The organism is Amycolatopsis sp. GM8, assembly GCF_021653975.1.
Classification (GTDB): Bacteria; Actinomycetota; Actinomycetes; order Mycobacteriales; family Pseudonocardiaceae; genus Amycolatopsis_E.
In genome coordinates this window covers 42,769-60,340 of record NZ_JAJKFK010000007.1, presented here as the reverse complement: position 1 = coordinate 60,340, position 17,572 = coordinate 42,769, and the positions used below count along the sequence as shown (strand labels likewise).

Here is a 17,572-nt window from a genome sequence, read left to right as displayed (position 1 = left end):
TCGTGCCTTATGCCGGGGCAGCGGCATCGAGCCTGCGCAGCGCCGCGCGGGCCACTTCCGGGTCGGTCGTCGGCCAGAACGGCGGCAGCGAAGCCTTCAGGAAGTTCGAGTACCGGGCCGTCGCCAGCCGCGAGTCCAGCACCGCCACGACGCCCTTGTCCGCGACCGACCTGTGCAGCCGGCCGGTGCCCTGCGCGAGCAGCAGCGCCGCGTGCGTGGCCGCCACGGTGAGGAAACCGTTGCCACCACGGGCTTCCACCGCGCGCTGCCGGGCCGAGGACACCGGATCGTCCGGGCGCGGGAACGGGATCCGGTCGACGATCACCAGCTGCAGCGAGGGCCCCGGCACGTCGACGCCCTGCCACAGCGACAGCGTGCCGAACAGGCAGGTCCGGGTGTCCTCGGCGAACTTGCTCACCAGCAGTGACGTCGAATCGTCGCCCTGGCACAGGATCGGGTGCTTGACGCGCTCGCGCAGCTGTTCGGTGGCCTGTTTCGCCGCGCGCATCGACGAGAACAGGCCGAGGGCGCGGCCGCCCGCGGCGTCGATCAGCTCCGCGATCTCGTCCAATGTGGACGGTTGGAGTCCGTCGCGGCCGGGCGCCGGCAGGTGCTTGGCCACGTACAGGATGCCGTTGCGACGGTGATCGAACGGCGAGCCGACGTCCAGGCCTGTCCACTTGACGACGTCGTCGTCCGCGGGCGGCGCCTTGTCCGTCGCCGTGCCGGGGGCCTTTTCCACCTTCGTCTGCGCCGGTGGCAGGCCCCACTGCCGCGCGAGCGTGTCGAACGCGCCGCCGAGGGTCAGCGTCGCGGACGTCAGGACGGTCGTGGCCGTGCCGAACACGCGCTCCCGCAACAGGCCCGCGACCGACAGCGGCGCGACGTGCAGCGACGGCGGGCGGTTGCTCATGCCGTAACGATCGGACGACAGCCACACCACGTCGCGCTGGTGCGCCGTGTCCTCGTCGAACGCTTCGAGCAGCCGGACCGCGGTGTCGTGCACCTCCTCCAGCTGCGACCGCGCGAGCTTGCGGGCCGTGGCGTCGGTGACGTCCTCCTTGCGCTCCGACCCGAGCGCGGTGATGCAGGCGTGCGCGCCGTCGCGGACCGCGGTGACGGCGCCGCCCACCGGCTTGGGCAGCGTGTCCATCCGGCCCGCCGGCAGGTCCTCGATGATCATCGCCAGGCCTTCGCTGGCCTCCTGCAGCCGGTCCGCGATATCGGCGTCGATCAGCTTTCCGCAGCGGCGCACCGCGATCGCGACGGCGGACGCGGTCAGCTCGCCGGTGGCCACCGACGTCACCCGGTCCACCAGCTCGTGCGCCTCGTCGACGATCACCAGGTCGTGCTCCGGCAGCACCTGGTAGCCCTGCAACGCGTCGATCGCCAGCAGCGCGTGGTTGGTGACCACGACATCGGCGCGCCCGGCCTGCGCGCGGGCCTGCTCGGCGAAGCAGTCGGTGCCGATCGGGCAGCGCGAGACCCCCAGGCATTCCTTGGCGGACACCGAAACCTGGCGCCACGCCTGCTCGGTGACGCCGGGCACCAGCTCGTCGCGGTCACCGGTCTCGGTGTCCGACGCCCATTCGCGCAGCCGCCCGACCTCCTTGCCCAGCCGTGACACCGCGAACGGGTCGAACAGGCCCGGATCCTCGGGCTCCTCCGGCGCGCCGGAGTCCAGGCGGTGCAGGCACAGGTAGTTGCGGCGGCCCTTGAGGATCGCGAACGTGGGCTCGCGGCCGAGCGGTTTCTTCAGCGCCTTCGCCAGCCGCGGCAGGTCGCGGTCGACCAGCTGGCGCTGCAGGGCGATCGTCGCCGTGGAGACGACGACCGTGGTGTCCTTGACGATCGCGTGCCGGATCGCGGGCACCAGGTACGCCAGCGACTTGCCGGTGCCGGTGCCGGCCTGCACGGCGAGATGCTCGCCGGTGCGCAGCGAGCGCCCGACGGCTTCGGCCATCTGCACCTGCCCGTGGCGTTCCGCGCCGCCGAGCGCCTCCACCGCATGCGTGAGGAGTTCGTTGACACCAGGGAGGTCGGCAGGGGACGGCACGGGAACAAACGGTACCCGGGCCCGCCGACAGAAATCCGGCAGCCGCGCCGGACGTGAAGGACCTGCGAGATCCACTCGTCCGAGTGGTCCGGACTGTGCCCGGCCGGCGACCCCGGCAGGGTGGCCGGAGGAAGATCACTTTTCGAAAGGAGCTGGCGATGGTGGGGGCAAAGGGGATCGTGGCGGCGTCGGCGTTGTTCCTGGCGGCGATTCCGGCGACGGCGCAGGCGCAGCCGAACGACGAGATCGGGACCGGTGCCGGGTCGGTGGGTGCCGTGCACGTCGTGATCGGCGCCCAGACGACGCACGCCGACCCGATCGCGCCCTGCTCGATCGGCGGGACGCAGCAGAACCGGACGGATCCGGTCACGTTCGACACCACGAAGTACGGCCTGTCCAGCACCAGCTGCACCCGCAATGCGGACGGCACGGTGTCGGTGCAGGTGAGCGGCGCGCGGTTCCAGACGACGGTGCTGCGGCAGTTCGGCGGCCCGATGATCAGCGCACGGACCTTCAAGTCCGGCTGCAACACGACGGAGAACGGCAGCAACGGGTCGATGGAGCTGGGCGCGGTCACCGGCATCACGGTGCCGGCGTCGATTCCGCCGAACTACGTGACCACGATCCCGGGCCGGGCCGCGGGTGACCCGCCGATGGCCGAGGTCGTGCTGAACGAGCTGATCGTGCCGACCCCGGCCGACGGCAGCCTGGTCACGAACGCGATGCACATCAAGCTGTTCCCGCAGGGCGGCCCGGCCTCGGGCGACATCCTGGTCGGCAGCGCGGCCTGCGACCCCTTCGGCGGCTAGCCCGCCGTGTTGGCCCGCCACGTCGGTGAGTTTGCCCGCTGCGTCGGTGAGTTTGCGCCGGGCGCGGCCAACTCACCGACGCAGGCGGCGAACACGCGCGCGGGACGCGAAGCTAGACGAACTTGCCGGCGAGCGCGGCCAGCTGGGAGGCGCGCTCGGCGAGTTCGTCGAGGCGGCCGCCGCAGACGGAATCGCCGATGAGCGGGGTCGCGGCCCCCACCGCGAAGGCACCTGCCCCCAGGTAGGCCTCGACCTCGCCCATGGCGATGCCGCCGGCCGGCACCAGCGGGATCTCCGGCAGCGGCGCGCGCACCGCCCGCAGGTAGCCGACCCCGCCCGACGGGCCGACCGGGAACACCTTCACCACCGCCGCACCACGGCGCCACGCGGCCTCGATCTCGGTCGGCGTCAGCGCCCCGCACACGACCGGCAGCCCGTACTGCTGCGCCCGGTCCAGCACCTCGGCCGAGAACGTCGCCGTGACCAGGAAGTCCACCCCGGTCGCGGCGCAACTGTCCACATCGGACACCGTGCGGACGCTGCCGGCGCCGACCAGCGCGTCCTGGCCCAGCTCCACCTGCATCTGCGTGATCGCGTCGAGTGCGCCCGGCGTGGTCAGCGCGGCCTCGATCACGCGGATCCCCGAGTCGTACAGCACCTGCGCGACGTCGGCGAAGTACTCGGTGTCCTCCGCGCGCAGGATCGCGATCACCTTGCTCGCCGCGAGCCGCTCGCGGAAGCGGATGTTGTGCTTCTTCAGCGTGGCGCGGATCATCCGCCCACCCGCGGGCTCCCCGTGAGTTCGACCCCGGCCTCGCGCAGGTCGGCGATCGCCTTGTCGACCGTCGCCTGGGTGGCGCCCGCGGTGAAGTCGAGCAGCACCCGCGTGGCGAAGCCCGCTCGCGCGGCGTCGAGCGCGGTCGCGCGGACGCAGAAGTCCATCGCGATCCCGACGACGTCCACTGTGGTCACGTCGCGGGCCCGCAGCCACTCGGCGAGCCCGTCGCCGGCGTCCGTGTGCCCCTCGAAACCCGAGTAGCCGTCGCTGTACTGGCCCTTGGAGAACACCGCCGCGATCGGGCCGACGTCCAGCGCGGGGTGGAACGACGCGCCCGCGGTGCCCGCTTCGCAGTGCCGCGGCCACGACCGCACGAAGTCGGGGTTGTCGCTGAAATGCGCGCCCGGGTCGATGTGATAGTCGCGGGTCGCGGCCACGTGGTCGTAGCCACCCGCGGCGAGGTACTCGGTGATCTTCGCGGCCGTGTCCGCGCCGCCGTTGATCCCGAGCGAACCGCCTTCACAGAAGTCGTTCTGCACGTCCACGACGATCAGCGCGTTGGTCATTTCTCCTCCTGGAGGAACACGGTGGGGATCGCGGGTTCGCCGCGGGACAGTTTCAAGCCTTCCCACGGCAGGCTGACGAGGCAATACCGGAGCCGTTCGCGTGCGTCGTCGAGCGACGGCAGGTCGTCGACGGGCCGTCCGCCGGTCATCAGCGGGATCTGCAGCGGCCGGTCGTAGGCGCCCAGTTCGATCGGGCAGTTCGTCGGGTAGACGATCTCCTCGATCGCGGTGCCGGTCGGTTTGTGCCGGCGCAGCGCGGTCTTCTGGCCGCCCCGCGACGCCTTGTTCTCGCTGCGCTTGGCGACCGGGCGGCCGTCGACCTCGACGAGCTTGTAGACCATGCTGGCCGTCGGCGCGCCGGACCCGGTGACCACCGAGGTGCCGACCCCGTACGCGTCGACCGGTTCCGCCCGCAGCGCGGCGATCGCGTGCTCGTCGAGATCGCCCGAGACGACGATGCGGGTGTCGCGGGCGCCGAGCGAGTCGAGCTGCTCGCGCGCCTTGCGGGCCAGCACTCCGACGTCGCCGGAGTCGATCCTGATCGCGCCCAGCTCGGGGCCCGCCACGCGGACCGCGTTCTCGATGCCTTTGGTGATGTCGTAAGTGTCCACCAGCAACGTGGTGTCCGTGCCCATTTTCTCGACCTGGGCCCGGAAGGCGTCCTCTTCGGAGTCGTGCAGCAGCATGAAAGCGTGCGCGACGGTGCCACGCGTCGGGATGCCGTAGCGACGGCCGGCTTCGAGGTTCGACGTGGTGGCGAACCCGGCCAGGTAGGCGGCGCGGGCCGCGGCGACCGCGGCGTACTCGTGCGTGCGGCGGCTGCCCATCTCGATGATCGGCCTGCCGTGCGCGGCGGCGGACATGCGCGCTGCGGCCGAGGCGATCGCGCTGTCGTGGTTGAGCACCGACAGCACCAGGGTTTCCAGCAGGACTGCTTCGTTGAAGCTGCCGCGGACGGTCAGGATGGGGGAGCCGGGGAAGTACAGCTCGCCCTCGGCGTACCCCTCGATGTCTCCGGTGAACTCGTAGTCGGCGAGCCAGGCCAGCGTCGCGTCGTCGACCACCGCGGTCGAGCCCAGCTGGGCGATTTCGGCGTCGGTGAACCGGAAATCGGCGATCGCGTCCAGGACCCGGCCGGTGCCCGCGACCACGCCGTACCGGCGCCCCTCGGGCAGCCGGCGGGCGAACACCTCGAACACGCACGGCCGGTCGCCCGTGTCGTCCGCGAGGGCACTGGCGAGCATGGTCAGCTCGTAGTGATCGGTGAGCAGTGCCGTGCTGCCCTGTGTCTCTGCGAGGGACATGGTGTCAGCCTATGAGGTAGGTGCGTGATCACCCGAACGGACCGACCGCCCGGCCACCCGGTGCTGGTTCCGTGACACCATGTTCGTATGACCACGCCTGTCGACGCCGAACAGACGCAGGTTGAGCCAACCGGTGCGGAAATGGGGGCCGTGGACAGACCGTGGCAGACCGTCGTCTGGAACGACCCGGTCAACCTGATGTCGTACGTGACGTATGTGTTCCAGAAGCTGTTCGGATACAGCCGGGACCACGCCACGAAGCTGATGCTGGACGTGCATCACAAGGGCCGGGCGATCGTGTCGTCCGGTTCGAAGGAAAAGGTCGAAGGCGACGTCACCCGACTCCACGCCGCGGGGCTGTGGGCAACGATGGAGCAGCCGTGAAGGCATGGAAACGGCGCGGCGGCCAGCTGCAGGGCGGCTTCGAACAGCAGGAGGCGGCCGTGCTGCGCGGGCTGGTGAGCCAGCTCGAGGACATGCTGCAGGCGCGCGCCGAGGAGACCCCGCAGGATCCGCTCGCGGAGCTGACCGGGATCAAGGCGGGTCCTTCGGAGTCGCCCAACGACCCGGTGCTTTCGCGGTTGCTGCCCGACTACCACAAGCTCGACCCGGACAACCCCAGTAAAGAGGACCTCGACTCGGCGGGCGTGCTGCGCTCGATCCACGAGCCGGAAGTGGTCGACGCGAAGGTCGGGGTGGCGCAGGTCGTCATGGAGACATTGCCGCGCGACGGCGGGAATGTCCGGCTGACCGTCGAGCAGGCCGATGCGTGGCTGTCGGCGCTGAACGACGTGCGGCTCGCGCTGGGTACCGCGCTCGACGTCACCGAGGACATGCCGGAGCAGCTGCCCGAGGACGACCCGCGCTCGCCACATCTGGGCGTCTACCACTGGCTCACCTACGTGCAGGAGAGCCTGGTCGAGGCGCTGACCGCGTGATCACCGACGTGCCGGGGGTGCTCGTCGGGCACTACGAGCGGCTCGGGGACGGCTGGGCGACCGGCACGACCGTGGTGCTCGTGCCCGAGGGCGCGACCGGGGCGGTCGACCAGCGCGGCGGCGCGCCCGGCACGCGCGAGACGGATGTGCTGGAGCCGGAAAACCTGGTCCAGCGGGCGAACGCGATCTGCCTGTCCGGCGGCAGTGCGTACGGCCTGGCCGCGGCGGACGGTGTGATGCGGTGGCTGGGGGAGCGTAACCACGGGGTGCGGGTCGGCGTGGCGGCGCACGAGGTGGTGCCGATCGTGCCCGCGGCGGTGATCTTCGACCTGCCGCGCAGTGACTGGGGCAACCGCCCGGACGCGTCTTTCGGTTACGCCGCTTGCGAAGCGGCTGTCGCCGGGCCCGTCGCGCAGGGTTGCGTCGGGGCAGGCGCGGGCGCGACGGTGGGGTCGCTCAAGGGCGGTGTCGGCAGTGCCAGCGAAGCGGTGAACGGCTACACGGTCGGCGCGCTCGCGGTCGTGAACGCGGCCGGTGAAGCGGTTTCGTACGACACTGGCCGCCCTTTCGCGGCGGATCACGGCGATTTCGGGGTGGTGTGGCCGGATCGGCCCGGCGAGAAGCCCACGCCGGACCGGACGATGCTGAACACGACAATCGGCGTGGTCGCCGTGGACGCGGCCCTGTCGAAGGCGGAATGCCGGCGGCTCGCGGTCGCCGCGCAGGACGGCCTGGCCCGTGCCGTCCGGCCCGCGCACACGATGTTCGACGGGGACACGGTCTTCGCGCTCGCGACCGGCGAGCGGGAGCTGCCGTCGGACGAGGGCGCCCGGGTGGTCACGCTGGACGCGCTGTGCTCGGCCGCGGCGCGCGTCTTCGCCCGGGCGATGGTGCACGGGCTGCTCACCGCCGTGGAGACCGCGGGCGTGCCCGCGTACCGGGATGTCTGGCCGGAGGTGTTCCCTGGTGGTGAGTCTCACTCTGTGGACACCTGACGTCCGGCCCGTAAGATGACGGACGTGCTTCGGATCCACCGTGACCTCGTCGATGAGATCGTCGCGCACGCGCGCCGGGACCATCCGGACGAGGCGTGCGGGGTGATCGCGGGCCCCGAGGGCTCGGACCGGCCGCTCCGGTTCATCCCGATGCTCAACGCGGCCCGCTCGCCCACGTTCTACGAGTTCGACTCGGCCGACCTGCTCAAGCTGTACCGCGAGATGGACGCGAACGACGAGGTACCGGTCGTGATCTACCACTCGCACACCGCCACCGAGGCCTACCCGTCGCGCACCGACGTGTCCTACGCCTCCGAACCGGGCGCGCACTACGTGCTGGTCTCCACCAGGGACCCCGAGGAGCACGAGTTTCGCTCGTACCGGATCGTGGAAGGCGTCATCACCGAGGAGCCCGTCGAGGTAGTCGAGGCGGAATAACTCGACCGTTCCCGACGTCTGCCCTACAGAACTCAAGCGGAGGTAACCGACCATGGCCGTGACCGTGTCCATCCCGACCATCCTGCGTACGCACACCGGCGGCGAGAAGTCCGTCGAAGCGGCCGGGAAGACGGTGCTCGAGGTGATCGACGACGTCGAGTCCCGGCACAGCGGTCTCAAGGCCCGCCTGGTCAAGGAGGAGAAGCTGCACCGGTTCGTGAACGTCTACGTCAACGACGAGGACGTGCGCTTCGCCGGTGGGCTCGACGCCGAGGTCAAGGACGGCGACACCGTGACGATCCTGCCCGCCGTCGCCGGCGGCGCACGCTGATCTGATGGCCCGCTTCGAATCGCTGCTCGACGCACTCGGCGGTACCCCGCTGGTGGGTCTGCCGAGGCTGTCCCCGACGCACGATGTGCGCCTCTGGGCGAAACTCGAGGACCGCAACCCGACCGGTTCGATCAAGGACCGTCCCGCACTGGCCATGATCGAGGCCGCCGAGCGCGAAGGCAGGCTCCGGCGCGGCTCGACCATCCTGGAGCCGACCTCGGGCAACACCGGGATCTCCCTGGCCATGGCCGCGAAACTCAAGGGCTACGGCCTGGTTTGCGTGATGCCGGAGAACACTTCGGCCGAACGCAAGCAGCTGCTGCAGGCGTACGGCGCGCGCATCGTGTTCTCGCCGGCCGCCGGTGGTTCCAACGAGGCGGTGCGGCGGGCGAAGGAACTGGCCGAGCAGAACCCGGAGTGGGTCATGCTCTACCAGTACGGCAACCCCGCCAACGCCGACGCGCACTACCGCACCACCGGCCCGGAGATCCTCAAGGACCTGCCGACGGTGACCCACTTCGTGGGCGGTCTCGGTACCACGGGCACCCTCGTCGGGGTCGGGCGTTACCTGCACGACCAGAAGCCGGACGTGCAGATCATCGCCGCCGAGCCGCGTTACGGTGAGCTGGTCTACGGCCTGCGGAACCTCGACGAAGGTTTCGTGCCGGAGCTGTACGACCCGAGTGTCCTCAATGGACGGTACTCGGTCGGTGCCTACGACGCCCTTCGCCGCACCCGGGAACTACTGGAGAACGAAGGCATCTTCGCCGGCATCTCCACCGGGGCGGTTCTGCACGCGGCACTCGCCGTCGCGGAGAAAGCAGCCGCAAAGGGCGAGACGGCGGACGTCGCGTTCATCGTGGCGGATGCTGGCTGGAAGTACCTGTCAACAGGCGCATACAGCGGCACCCTGGACGAAGCAGCCGCAAGGCTGGACGGGGAACTCTGGGCGTAAAGCCCAGGGGCCGAGTTGGGTGGTCATCCCGTCGCCTGAAACAGGAACGATCACTTTTCGTCAGGGCCGCAACCTTCCTGCCCGGCGCGCAGCCGAGAACACAAAGCTTGCGGCCCTGAGGAAAAGTGATATTCGAAAACCGCAGGCGACGGGATGACCACCCAACTCAACCACCCACCCAAGGTGAGATCCCTTGGGGTCAGTCATCCTGGAGCCTGCCCGTCCGGCGAGGACATCTTTTTCTCTTTCCCTCGTGCTCCGCGCGAGGGGCGTCGCGCTCCGCGCGATGTTGTCCGCCGGGCCCACCCCGATCGCCGATCGTCTAACGGTTGGCACGTCGTATCAAGGGCGCCTTCGGCGTCGCTATCGCGATGACCGCTGGCGCGGTCACCCTTGACACGACGTGCCAACCGCTAGGGCGGCTTTCTATCGGGGTTGGGGGAGGTGTGGGTGGGCTGCTTTCGTTGTTGCGTTTCGTTGCCAGGTGCGGGCGTGTTTGCTCGCTGTGTCGGTGAGTTTGCCCGCTGCGCGGCGACGTGTGGCAACGACGAGCGCGCAGCATCTGATTTCAGGGTTTTCACCCGAGGTCGCGGTCTTCCCAGGTCAGTACCGTGGAGGGCATGAGCACGCTGCCTGCGCCCGCGGACCCCGCCAAGCGGATTCTGCCGGTGAAGTACAAGTCCGCGGGCATCGTGGTGCTCGCGTTCACCGCCCTGTTGTACCTGATCGAGCTCGTCGACACCGGGTTGCATCACCGCCTCGACGGTGAGGGAGTCGTCCCGAGAACGCTGTCCGGGCTCGACGGCATAGTGTGGGCGCCCGTCTTGCACGGTAGCTGGACGCACCTGTTCAGCAACACGATCCCGATCCTGGTCTTCGGTTTCCTCGCGATGGCGTCCGGCCTCACCCGATGGATCGCCGTCACCGCACTGATCTGGGTGGTCAGCGGCCTCGGCGTATGGCTCACCGGTGACAGTGGCACGTCGACGATCGGCGCATCGGGCCTCGCGTTCGGGTGGCTCGCGTATCTGCTGGTCCGCGGGATCTTCAACAAGTCATTCGGACAACTGGTCATCGCCGCGGTCCTGTTGCTGATCTGGGGCGGGACGCTGTGGGGCCTCCTGCCCGGCAACCCGGGCATCTCCTGGCAGGCGCACGTGTTCGGCGCGCTCGGCGGGGTCATCGCGGCCTGGCTCGCGGCCAGGGCCGACCGGGCGAAGGCGAAGAAGGCCTCCGGTACCGTCGAGGTGTGATCAATGGTCGCTCTCCGATCGGCGTGTTCGATTCCGGCGTTGGTGGGTTGACCGTCGCCCGCGCGATCCTCGAACAGCTTCCGCACGAGCAGCTTCGCTACGTCGGCGACACCGCGCACAACCCGTACGGCCCGCTCCCCATCGCGCGGGCGCGGGAGCTGGCGCTGGCGGCGATGGACGAGATGGTCGACGGCGGGGTCAAGGCGCTGGTGATCGCCTGCAACACGGCGTCCGCCGCCTGCCTGCGCGACGCACGCGAACGGTACGACGTTCCGGTGATCGAGGTAGTGCTCCCCGCCGTCCGGCGCGCGGTCGCGGCGACCCACACCGGGCGCATCGGCGTGATCGGCACCGAAGGCACAGTCCGGTCCCGAGCGTACGACGACGCGTTCGCGGCGGCGCGCGACGTGACCATCAGCAGTATCGCCTGCCCGCGCTTCGTCGACTTCGTGGAGCGCGGCATCACGTCCGGGCGGCAGATCCTCGGTCTGGCCCAGGGGTATCTGGAACCGTTGCTACGCGCGGAAGTCGACACCCTCGTGCTCGGCTGCACCCATTATCCGCTGCTCACCGGCGTGCTCCAGATCGTCATGGGGCCCGACGTGACCCTCGTGTCCAGCGCGGAGGAAACCGCCAAGGACCTCGTCCGGGTGCTGACCGAACAGGACCTGCTCGCGGAGCGCGACGGCGAGCCCCGGCACGAGTTCATCGCGACCGGTTCGCCCGAGCCGTTCGCCCGGCTGGCACAGCGGTTCATGGGGTTCGCGCCCGGCGTCCTTTCGCCGGCAACGCGCTGACGTGGCATCGTGTCGGACGTGCGACTGACGATTCTCGGCTGCTCCGGCAGCGTTCCTGGGCCCGGCAAGGCCGCGTCCGGCTACCTCGTCGAGGCCGAGGGTTTCCTGCTGGGCCTCGACCTCGGCAACGGCACGCTTGCCGAACTGCAGCACCGGCACGACCCCTTCGACCTCGGAGCCCTCGTGCTCTCGCACCTGCACCCGGATCACTGCTCTGATTTCGGTGCGCTGACCGTGTGGCGCCGCTACCACCCGAACCCGCCGTTCGACGTGTCCGAGCACAAGCTGCCAGTGTACGCGCCGAAGAACGCGCCGGAGCGGCTGGCGAAAGCGTATGCGCCCAACGACGCCGAGCTCGCCGAGACGGATCTCTCGGACGTCTTCGCCTTCCATGTGCTGAACGGCCCGACCCGGATCGGCCCGTTCGAGGTGCAGGCGATCCTGGTGGACCATCCGACCGAAGCGTTCGGCGTGCGCATCAGCCACGGCGGCCGGACGCTCGCGTACACGGGGGACACCGGCCCGTGCGACAGCCTCGACGAGCTCGCCCGCGGCGCCGACGTGCTGCTTGCCGAGGCGACCTGGACCGACGCGCCCGAGCGGCCGGCCGGGGTGCACCTGTCCGGGAAGCAGGCCGGGACGCTCGCCCGCCGGGGTGACGTGGGCCGGGTGCTGCTGACGCACGTGGCGCCGTGGACCGACCGGGTCGCGATCCTCGACGAGGCCATGGCCGAGTTCCCCGGCGCGCGCCTGGTCGAGCAGGGTGCGACCTACGAAATCTGAGGGGCGGTCCACCGTGCGTTGCGGGTGAGGTTGGCCGCGCCCAGCCGGGCGGGGATCGCGGCCACCAACGCCGAGCGAAGCGCGACCACGACCGGGTTCTCCGCCTGGACCAACCGTGCCATCCGGTCCGACAACGCGGACAGCCGCTGTGTCCGGGGCCGCCGGGCGGCGTCATACCGTTGCAGCGCAAGGGTGACGTCGTCCGCGCCGGCGAGTTCCGCGCCGAGGACCACGGCGTCCTCCAAGGCCAGGCATGCTCCTTGCCCCAGGTTCGGCGTCATGGCATGCGCGGCATCGCCGAGCAGCGCGACCCGGTCGTTGGCGAACCGCGGAAGTGGCCGCGGTTGCTGGTAAACGTCGTGACGCAGCACCGAATCCGGTGCCGTCGCCCGGATCACCGCGCCGATCGGGTCGTGCCAGTGACCAAAGCGGGTCAGCACTTCCGCGTGGTTGTCGCCGGATGGGGCGCCCTCCGGGGCGTTGCTCGTGCCGAACCAGTACACGCGGCCGTCCGCGAGCTGGGTCAACCCGAAATCCGCGCCCCGGCCCCACGTTTCCGACAGCTCGGTCAGCGCGAAGGGCTCGTCGGTGACCCCGCGCCACGCGGTGAACCCGGTATAGCGCGGCGACGGTGCGGCGGGCCACTGCGCCTCGCGGGTCCGGCTGCGCAGGCCGTCCGCCCCGATCACGACGTCCGCCGTCAGCGCGTGCTCGCTGCCATCGACCAGGTAGCGGGCCGTCGCCGAACGGGCGTCCTGCACCACGTCCACGACCGTCGCGCCGGGCACCACGACTTCAGCCGGCAGCAGGTCCCGCAACTGCCTGTGCAGCTCGGCCCGGTGCACGAGCGACACCCCCGTCGCCGCGGACGAGCGGAACAACCATCGCCCGCCGGGCGCGCGCAGGCCCATGCCGTCCTGCACCGTTCCGTGGTCGAGGAGCTGACCGGCGCCCAGCTCCGCCAATGCCCGCGCCGCGTTCGGCCACAGCGAGATCCCGGCCCCGACCTCCCCGGGAACCGGTGCCCGCTCCAGCACTCGCACCCGCCAGCCGGCCTTGCGCAGGGCGATCGCGGCGGACAGTCCGCCGATCCCGGCACCGGCGATCACCGCGGTGTTCATCTCTGGCCCCCGTCTCGAGTCGCTACCCATGAAAGACGTTCACGAGCGGTACAAGGTAACCCCTGATCGAGGCGCTCAGGGTCGCGGAATAACCTCCACGCGTGGCACGAAAAGACGGTAGGAACGACGACGAGCTCCGCGAAGTGACGATCACGCGGGGGTTCCAGGACTGGCCGGCCGGGTCGGTGCTGATCGAGTTCGGCAAGACCCGGGTGCTGTGCGCCGCGAGCGTGACCGAAGGCGTGCCGCGGTGGCGGACCGGGTCGGGGCTGGGCTGGGTCACGGCGGAGTATGCGATGCTGCCCTCGGCCACCCACGACCGCAGCGACCGCGAGTCGGTCAAGGGCCGGATCGGCGGGCGTACGCACGAGATCAGCCGGCTGATCGGCCGCTCGCTGCGGGCGTGCATCGACCTGTCCGCGCTGGGCGAGAACACGATCCAGCTCGACTGCGATGTCATCCAGGCCGACGGCGGCACCCGCACGGCGGCGATCACCGGTGGTTATGTCGCGCTGCACGACGCCGTCACCTGGCTCGGTGCGGCCGGCCGGCTCGCCGACCCGAAGCCGCTCTCGGCGATGGTGTCCGCGATCAGCGTCGGCGTGGTCGACGGCCGGGTGCGGCTGGACCTGCCGTACGAGGAGGACTCGCGCGCCGAGGTGGACCTGAACGTGGTGGCGACCGACGCCGGCACGCTCATCGAGGTGCAGGGCACCGGAGAGGGTGCCACCTTCACGCGGTCCACTTTGGACAAGATGCTGGACCTCGCGCAGGCCGGCTGCGCCGAGTTGACCCGCAAGCAGACGGCGGCGCTCGACCTGCCCTACCCCGGCGAGTTGCCCGAGCCCCGCGCCGGCAAGAAATCGAAGAGCTCGAAGTGACGCGCGTACTACTGGCGACCCGCAACGCGAAAAAGCTGGAAGAGCTGCGCAGAATCCTTGACGCACAAGGGATTTCGAGCATCGAGGTGCTCGGGCTCAGTGACGTCGAGGAATTCGAGGAGGCGCCGGAGACGGGCGCGACCTTCGAAGCGAACGCCCTGGCGAAAGCCCGCGACGCGGCTGCCGCCACCGGATTGCCTTCTGTCGCCGACGATTCCGGTATCGCGGTGGACGCCCTGAACGGCATGCCCGGCGTCCTGTCCGCCCGATGGGCGGGCCGGCACGGTGATGACCGGGCGAACCTGGAACTGGTGCTGGCGCAGACCTCCGACACCCCGGACGAGCGCATGGGCGCGGCCTTCGTCTGCGCGGCCGCACTGGTCGTCCCAGGCGGCGAGGAATCCGTCGTCCGGGGCGAGTGGCGTGGTTCCCTCGCACGGAAACCCCGTGGCACCAACGGTTTCGGCTACGATCCGATCTTCGTCCCAGAGGGAGAGGTCCGTACTTCGGCGGAACTGGACCCCGCGGAAAAGGACGAGGTATCGCATCGAGGCCGCGCCTTGAGGGCATTGTTGCCGCACCTGCGGGAGCTTTAGGGAAAGCCGCACCGTGTGTGAGTTGGGTGGTCATCCCGTCGCCTGAAACCGGCACGATCACTTTTCGTCAGGGCCGCAACATCCGTACCCGGCTTGCGGCCGAGAACACAAAGCTTGCGGCTCTGGCGAAAAGTGATATTCGAAAACCGCAGGCGACGGGATGACCACCCAACTCGACCACCCACCCAAGGTGAGATCCCCTGGGCCCCCTCATCCCGGAGCCAGCCCGTCCGGCGAGGACATCTTTTGATCTTTTGCTTTTGATCTTTGGCTTTTGGCTCCCTGCAAGTGCCCTGCCGGACCCACGGAAACCGGGCGCGGAGCGCCCTCATCCCGGCGCAGGCCCTCCCCCGCCCCGATCTTTGAGTGTTCGCGGATGGGGGAGGGGGTGGGCGGTGGCGGCGCTTGGGTTTGTTGCCGGGTGCGGCCGGCGTGTTGGCCGCTTGCGCTGGCGTGTTGGCTGGCCGCGCTGGCGTGTTGGCCGCGTGCGACGCCAAGCCATCGACGCGGGGAGCAAACTCACCGACGTGGCGGGCAAACACGGCCTGTGGTCAGCTGGTGATCGAGAGGTCCTTGAGCAGTTTGGCTACGTGGCCGGTGGCGCGGACGTTGTACAGCGCCTTCTCGATCTTGCCCTCGGGGTCGACGACGAACGTGGACCGGATGACGCCCTGGATGACGCGGCCGTAGTTCTTCTTCTCGCCGAACGCGCTCCACTCGTTGAGCACGGTCTTTTCCGGATCCGAGAGTAGCGGGAACGTCAGGTTCTGCGCGGCGACGAACTTCGCCAGCTTTTCCGGCTTGTCCGGCGAGATGCCGAGCACCTGGTAACCGGCATCATTCAACTCTGCCAGGTTGTCCCGGAAGTCGCACGCCTGTTTGGTGCAGCCGGGCGTGCCGGCCGCGGGGTAGAAGTACACGACAACCCGTTGCCCACGGTAATCGGACAGCGAGACCTTGTTGCCTTCGCTGTCGGTCAGGGTGAAATCGGGAGCCGGGTCACCGGTGGCCAAACGCTGCATGCAAGCGAGAGTAGCCGGTCAGGCCGAACCACAGTAAACGGCGACGACGGAACTGGTCGCGGTGGGCCGCAGTGACATGCGCATCTCGGCCGGCTGCTCGGCGACCGCGAACGCGACCGTCACCCGCACATCACGCCCCGTAGGCAGGTCCTTGCCCGCGTCGACGATGCCGCTGTAGCCCTGCGTCGGATCGACGACCTGCTTCGCCGAGGAACCGCCGACCGTCGCGGAGACGGACAGGCCGGACAGGCGGTACGGCTGTGACCCGCCGTTGGCGATCGCGATCTCGAAGGCGACCGCGCGGTCACTGTGCGGATAGGCGTTCGTGCTGGGGCGGAAGGACTTCGGGGTGGACACGGTGATCGTGAGCCCGTCGTCGAACCGGTACTGCCCGCCGAAGTCGACGATCTGCTGCGCGGGCGCCGGCGCGGCCTGCAGCGCCGGGCTGCCGACGCTATTGCCCAGGTCATCCCGGGCGGCGGTGCCCGACGGTACGGGCGCGCCACACGCGGCCAGCCCGATGAGGGCAGCCGCGATCAGAGCGTGCCTCGGGGTGCGCACAGCGGCTCTTCCTTTGCTCGTCACAAGGTTCCGGCTGGGCCGTTCGGGGTAGGCACTTCTGCCGGGACTCGTCCACTCTGGCGGTCCTCGCGCGCGACGGCGAGTGACCGCGCGGGGTTGACGCGCACCTGGTGTAGGGCTGTGGCCGATCCGTGATCGGAGTGGCACCGGCCGTGAGCGCGGTCACTACCTCACGTCGCGAGCGCGAAAAACAGGATGATGCCGCCGACCGCGACCACCCAGACCGCGATCAGCCAGCCGAAGTCGCGCCACGGATCGATGGTGTGGTTGTCCTCGCCGGGCACGTAAACGCCGCGTTGCTCGAACCAGTCGGCAAAGCGCGCCGCCCAGCGGAACGGGTTGAGCTCCGGCATGACCACACCTCCGTTCCCCACGGTACGGCTTTCCCGTAAGGGCATTTCCGCTACCCCGATGTCACTCATCGTCGAAAATTCTCACGAACGGCTGTGACTGTGATCACTATGATGACAACGAACTGGTAACGCTGGTAAAGGATACCGCGGACAGTGACGAACGAAGGGCCTGTGAGCGTGCCGAGCAACAACATGAACCCCCGGCAGGGTGACGGAAGTGATCAGCTGACCGTCTACGAACTGCTGCGGCGTGAGGGCATGACGCAGGAGCTTCCGGCCGTGAAAACCCCGAAGACGCCGAAGCCCGCGAAGGTCCCCTCGATCGATGACACCCCGACCGACCGCATCCCGGTCGTCGAGCTACTGCGCCGAGAAGGACGCTGGGACCGCCGCAAGGCCGGCAAGGTGGGCGCGATCGCAGCCGGGGTCGCCGCGCTGGCCGGCATCGCCGTGACCGCGCTGACGACCGGCCAGCTGCACGACAGCGCGGCTTCTGCACCGGGCGGTGCGGGTGGCGGGTACGTCCCGCCGGAGCAGCCGAAGACGAGCCAGCTGGCCAGCCCCCCGAGCCTCGCGTCCAGCGACACCCCGACCCCGGGCAGCACCGCCCTCGGAGGGGTCGAGGCCAAGAAGACCACCCCGGCCGGCAGCGGCACGGTGCGTGGGCGGACGCAGGCCGCCGGCGGCAGCCAGGCGAGCGGCGGCAGCCAGACGGAGCAGCAGCCCCAGTCCACCGGCGCGCCCGTCGTGACCCAGCCGGCGCAGGACTCGTCGTCCACGAGTACGACGACGACCACGACGCCGAGGTCCGACGACCCGCCGTCCACGAGCACCAGCAGCCCGGCGCCTCAGCAGCCCGCGCACCAGACGAGCCCGACCACCGGCACCCAGCCGCCCGGCAACGACGGCGGCCTGCTCGGCGGGGTCGTCGACGGTGTCGGGGGCCTGGTCGGCGGCCTGCTGGGCGGCTGACCATAAACCGGATTGATGGTGGGTAGCCGAAGGAGTTATTTC

Annotated in this window: 21 protein-coding genes; 13 read left to right on the top strand and 8 right to left on the bottom strand. The window is 69.9% G+C overall.

Going from position 1 to position 17,572, the window contains the following annotated elements; genetic code table 11:
• Positions 1–7: 7 nt before the first annotated feature.
• On the bottom strand, positions 8–2,056 hold the full coding sequence (locus LOZ83_RS29050; protein WP_236794906.1) for an ATP-dependent DNA helicase: 2,049 nt from the start codon (positions 2,054–2,056) through the stop codon (positions 8–10).
• 158 nt (positions 2,057–2,214) lie between these two features.
• On the opposite strand from LOZ83_RS29050, the gene LOZ83_RS29045 reads away from it, so the two are divergent.
• The gene (locus tag LOZ83_RS29045) at positions 2,215–2,865 is read left to right on the top strand and encodes a choice-of-anchor P family protein (RefSeq protein ID WP_236794905.1); all 651 of its coding nucleotides are present in this window, start codon (positions 2,215–2,217) and stop codon (positions 2,863–2,865) included.
• Positions 2,866–2,977: 112 nt separating this feature from the next.
• On the opposite strand, the gene LOZ83_RS29040 is transcribed toward LOZ83_RS29045, so the two are convergent.
• The 3 genes from LOZ83_RS29040 to LOZ83_RS29030 are packed head-to-tail and all read right to left on the bottom strand — an operon-like array spanning position 2,978 to position 5,513.
• Entirely contained in the window at positions 2,978–3,640 is a 663-nt protein-coding gene (locus LOZ83_RS29040) for a bifunctional 4-hydroxy-2-oxoglutarate aldolase/2-dehydro-3-deoxy-phosphogluconate aldolase (protein ID WP_236794904.1), read from the bottom strand.
• Positions 3,637–4,209: a nicotinamidase gene (locus tag LOZ83_RS29035; protein ID WP_236794903.1), complete on the bottom strand. Its 573-nt coding sequence runs from the start codon at positions 4,207–4,209 to the stop codon at positions 3,637–3,639. Before LOZ83_RS29035 ends, LOZ83_RS29040 begins: the two co-directional genes overlap by 4 nt.
• Positions 4,206–5,513 (bottom strand): nicotinate phosphoribosyltransferase, encoded by a 1,308-nt coding sequence (locus LOZ83_RS29030; RefSeq protein ID WP_236794902.1) that lies wholly within the window; start codon positions 5,511–5,513, stop codon positions 4,206–4,208. Before LOZ83_RS29030 ends, LOZ83_RS29035 begins: the two co-directional genes overlap by 4 nt.
• A gap of 87 nt (positions 5,514–5,600) precedes the next feature.
• On the opposite strand from LOZ83_RS29030, the gene clpS reads away from it, so the two are divergent.
• The 9 genes from clpS to LOZ83_RS28985 all read left to right on the top strand — a co-directional run bounded on the left by clpS (position 5,601) and on the right by LOZ83_RS28985 (position 12,003).
• Positions 5,601–5,897: an ATP-dependent Clp protease adapter ClpS gene (gene clpS, locus LOZ83_RS29025; protein WP_236794901.1), complete on the top strand. Its 297-nt coding sequence runs from the start codon at positions 5,601–5,603 to the stop codon at positions 5,895–5,897.
• The gene (locus LOZ83_RS29020) at positions 5,894–6,451 is read left to right on the top strand and encodes a DUF2017 domain-containing protein (RefSeq protein ID WP_236794900.1); all 558 of its coding nucleotides are present in this window, start codon (positions 5,894–5,896) and stop codon (positions 6,449–6,451) included. The genes clpS and LOZ83_RS29020 overlap by 4 nt, the downstream gene beginning before the upstream one ends.
• Positions 6,448–7,446 (top strand): P1 family peptidase, encoded by a 999-nt coding sequence (locus LOZ83_RS29015; protein WP_236794899.1) that lies wholly within the window; start codon positions 6,448–6,450, stop codon positions 7,444–7,446. Before LOZ83_RS29020 ends, LOZ83_RS29015 begins: the two co-directional genes overlap by 4 nt.
• Before the next feature lie 24 nt (positions 7,447–7,470).
• Positions 7,471–7,884 (top strand): M67 family metallopeptidase, encoded by a 414-nt coding sequence (locus tag LOZ83_RS29010; protein ID WP_308190326.1) that lies wholly within the window; start codon positions 7,471–7,473, stop codon positions 7,882–7,884.
• Positions 7,885–7,936: 52 nt separating this feature from the next.
• Positions 7,937–8,215 (top strand): MoaD/ThiS family protein, encoded by a 279-nt coding sequence (locus LOZ83_RS29005; protein ID WP_236794897.1) that lies wholly within the window; start codon positions 7,937–7,939, stop codon positions 8,213–8,215.
• A gap of 4 nt (positions 8,216–8,219) precedes the next feature.
• Positions 8,220–9,170 carry a PLP-dependent cysteine synthase family protein gene (locus tag LOZ83_RS29000; RefSeq protein WP_236794896.1) on the top strand — a complete coding sequence of 317 codons (951 nt, stop codon included), beginning with the start codon at positions 8,220–8,222 and terminating at the stop codon, positions 9,168–9,170.
• A 620-nt stretch (positions 9,171–9,790) separates the two neighbouring features.
• Positions 9,791–10,423, top strand: coding sequence for a rhomboid family intramembrane serine protease (locus LOZ83_RS28995; RefSeq protein ID WP_236794895.1), 633 nt, complete (start codon positions 9,791–9,793; stop codon positions 10,421–10,423).
• On the top strand, positions 10,420–11,220 hold the full coding sequence (murI, locus tag LOZ83_RS28990; protein WP_236794894.1) for a glutamate racemase: 801 nt from the start codon (positions 10,420–10,422) through the stop codon (positions 11,218–11,220). The genes LOZ83_RS28995 and murI overlap by 4 nt, the downstream gene beginning before the upstream one ends.
• Positions 11,221–11,238: 18 nt before the next feature.
• Positions 11,239–12,003: an MBL fold metallo-hydrolase gene (locus LOZ83_RS28985; RefSeq protein WP_236794893.1), complete on the top strand. Its 765-nt coding sequence runs from the start codon at positions 11,239–11,241 to the stop codon at positions 12,001–12,003.
• Here LOZ83_RS28985 and LOZ83_RS28980 read toward each other — a convergent pair.
• Positions 11,991–13,124: an FAD-dependent monooxygenase gene (locus LOZ83_RS28980; RefSeq protein WP_236794892.1), complete on the bottom strand. Its 1,134-nt coding sequence runs from the start codon at positions 13,122–13,124 to the stop codon at positions 11,991–11,993. The two genes, LOZ83_RS28985 and LOZ83_RS28980, sit on opposite strands and share 13 nt — an antisense overlap.
• A gap of 101 nt (positions 13,125–13,225) precedes the next feature.
• Here LOZ83_RS28980 and rph point away from each other — a divergent pair, with 101 nt between their 5' ends.
• Both rph and rdgB read left to right on the top strand, forming a co-directional pair.
• A complete protein-coding gene (rph, locus tag LOZ83_RS28975) occupies positions 13,226–14,005 on the top strand; it encodes a ribonuclease PH (protein ID WP_236794891.1) in 780 nt (259 codons plus the stop codon).
• Positions 14,002–14,601 (top strand): RdgB/HAM1 family non-canonical purine NTP pyrophosphatase, encoded by a 600-nt coding sequence (gene rdgB / locus LOZ83_RS28970; protein ID WP_236794890.1) that lies wholly within the window; start codon positions 14,002–14,004, stop codon positions 14,599–14,601. The genes rph and rdgB overlap by 4 nt, the downstream gene beginning before the upstream one ends.
• A 551-nt stretch (positions 14,602–15,152) precedes the next feature.
• Here the strand turns inward: rdgB and bcp are convergent.
• The 3 genes from bcp to LOZ83_RS28955 all read right to left on the bottom strand — a co-directional run bounded on the left by bcp (position 15,153) and on the right by LOZ83_RS28955 (position 16,558).
• Positions 15,153–15,623: a thioredoxin-dependent thiol peroxidase gene (gene bcp, locus LOZ83_RS28965; RefSeq protein WP_236794889.1), complete on the bottom strand. Its 471-nt coding sequence runs from the start codon at positions 15,621–15,623 to the stop codon at positions 15,153–15,155.
• Between the two features lie 18 nt (positions 15,624–15,641).
• Entirely contained in the window at positions 15,642–16,184 is a 543-nt protein-coding gene (locus LOZ83_RS28960; protein ID WP_236794888.1) for a hypothetical protein, read from the bottom strand.
• Between the two features lie 191 nt (positions 16,185–16,375).
• Positions 16,376–16,558, bottom strand: a complete 183-nt coding sequence (locus LOZ83_RS28955; protein ID WP_236794887.1) for a hypothetical protein — start codon at positions 16,556–16,558, stop codon at positions 16,376–16,378.
• A gap of 171 nt (positions 16,559–16,729) precedes the next feature.
• On the opposite strand from LOZ83_RS28955, the gene LOZ83_RS28950 reads away from it, so the two are divergent.
• Entirely contained in the window at positions 16,730–17,530 is an 801-nt protein-coding gene (locus LOZ83_RS28950; RefSeq protein ID WP_236794886.1) for a hypothetical protein, read from the top strand.
• The last annotated feature ends 42 nt before the right edge of the window (positions 17,531–17,572 follow it).

Excerpts from the sequence above, each read along its gene's own strand:
- LOZ83_RS29045 (WP_236794905.1), top strand. The coding sequence starts at position 2,215 with ATGGTGGGGGCAAAGGGGATCGTGGCGGCGTCGGCGTTGTTCCTGGCG.
- LOZ83_RS29040 (WP_236794904.1), bottom strand. The coding sequence starts at position 3,640 with ATGATCCGCGCCACGCTGAAGAAGCACAACATCCGCTTCCGCGAGCGG.
- LOZ83_RS29035 (WP_236794903.1), bottom strand. The coding sequence starts at position 4,209 with ATGACCAACGCGCTGATCGTCGTGGACGTGCAGAACGACTTCTGTGAA.
- LOZ83_RS29030 (WP_236794902.1), bottom strand. The coding sequence starts at position 5,513 with ATGTCCCTCGCAGAGACACAGGGCAGCACGGCACTGCTCACCGATCAC.
- clpS (WP_236794901.1), top strand. The coding sequence starts at position 5,601 with ATGACCACGCCTGTCGACGCCGAACAGACGCAGGTTGAGCCAACCGGT.
- LOZ83_RS29005 (WP_236794897.1), top strand. The coding sequence starts at position 7,937 with ATGGCCGTGACCGTGTCCATCCCGACCATCCTGCGTACGCACACCGGC.
- LOZ83_RS29000 (WP_236794896.1), top strand. The coding sequence starts at position 8,220 with ATGGCCCGCTTCGAATCGCTGCTCGACGCACTCGGCGGTACCCCGCTG.
- LOZ83_RS28995 (WP_236794895.1), top strand. The coding sequence starts at position 9,791 with ATGAGCACGCTGCCTGCGCCCGCGGACCCCGCCAAGCGGATTCTGCCG.
- LOZ83_RS28980 (WP_236794892.1), bottom strand. The coding sequence starts at position 13,124 with ATGAACACCGCGGTGATCGCCGGTGCCGGGATCGGCGGACTGTCCGCC.
- bcp (WP_236794889.1), bottom strand. The coding sequence starts at position 15,623 with ATGCAGCGTTTGGCCACCGGTGACCCGGCTCCCGATTTCACCCTGACC.
- LOZ83_RS28955 (WP_236794887.1), bottom strand. The coding sequence starts at position 16,558 with ATGCCGGAGCTCAACCCGTTCCGCTGGGCGGCGCGCTTTGCCGACTGG.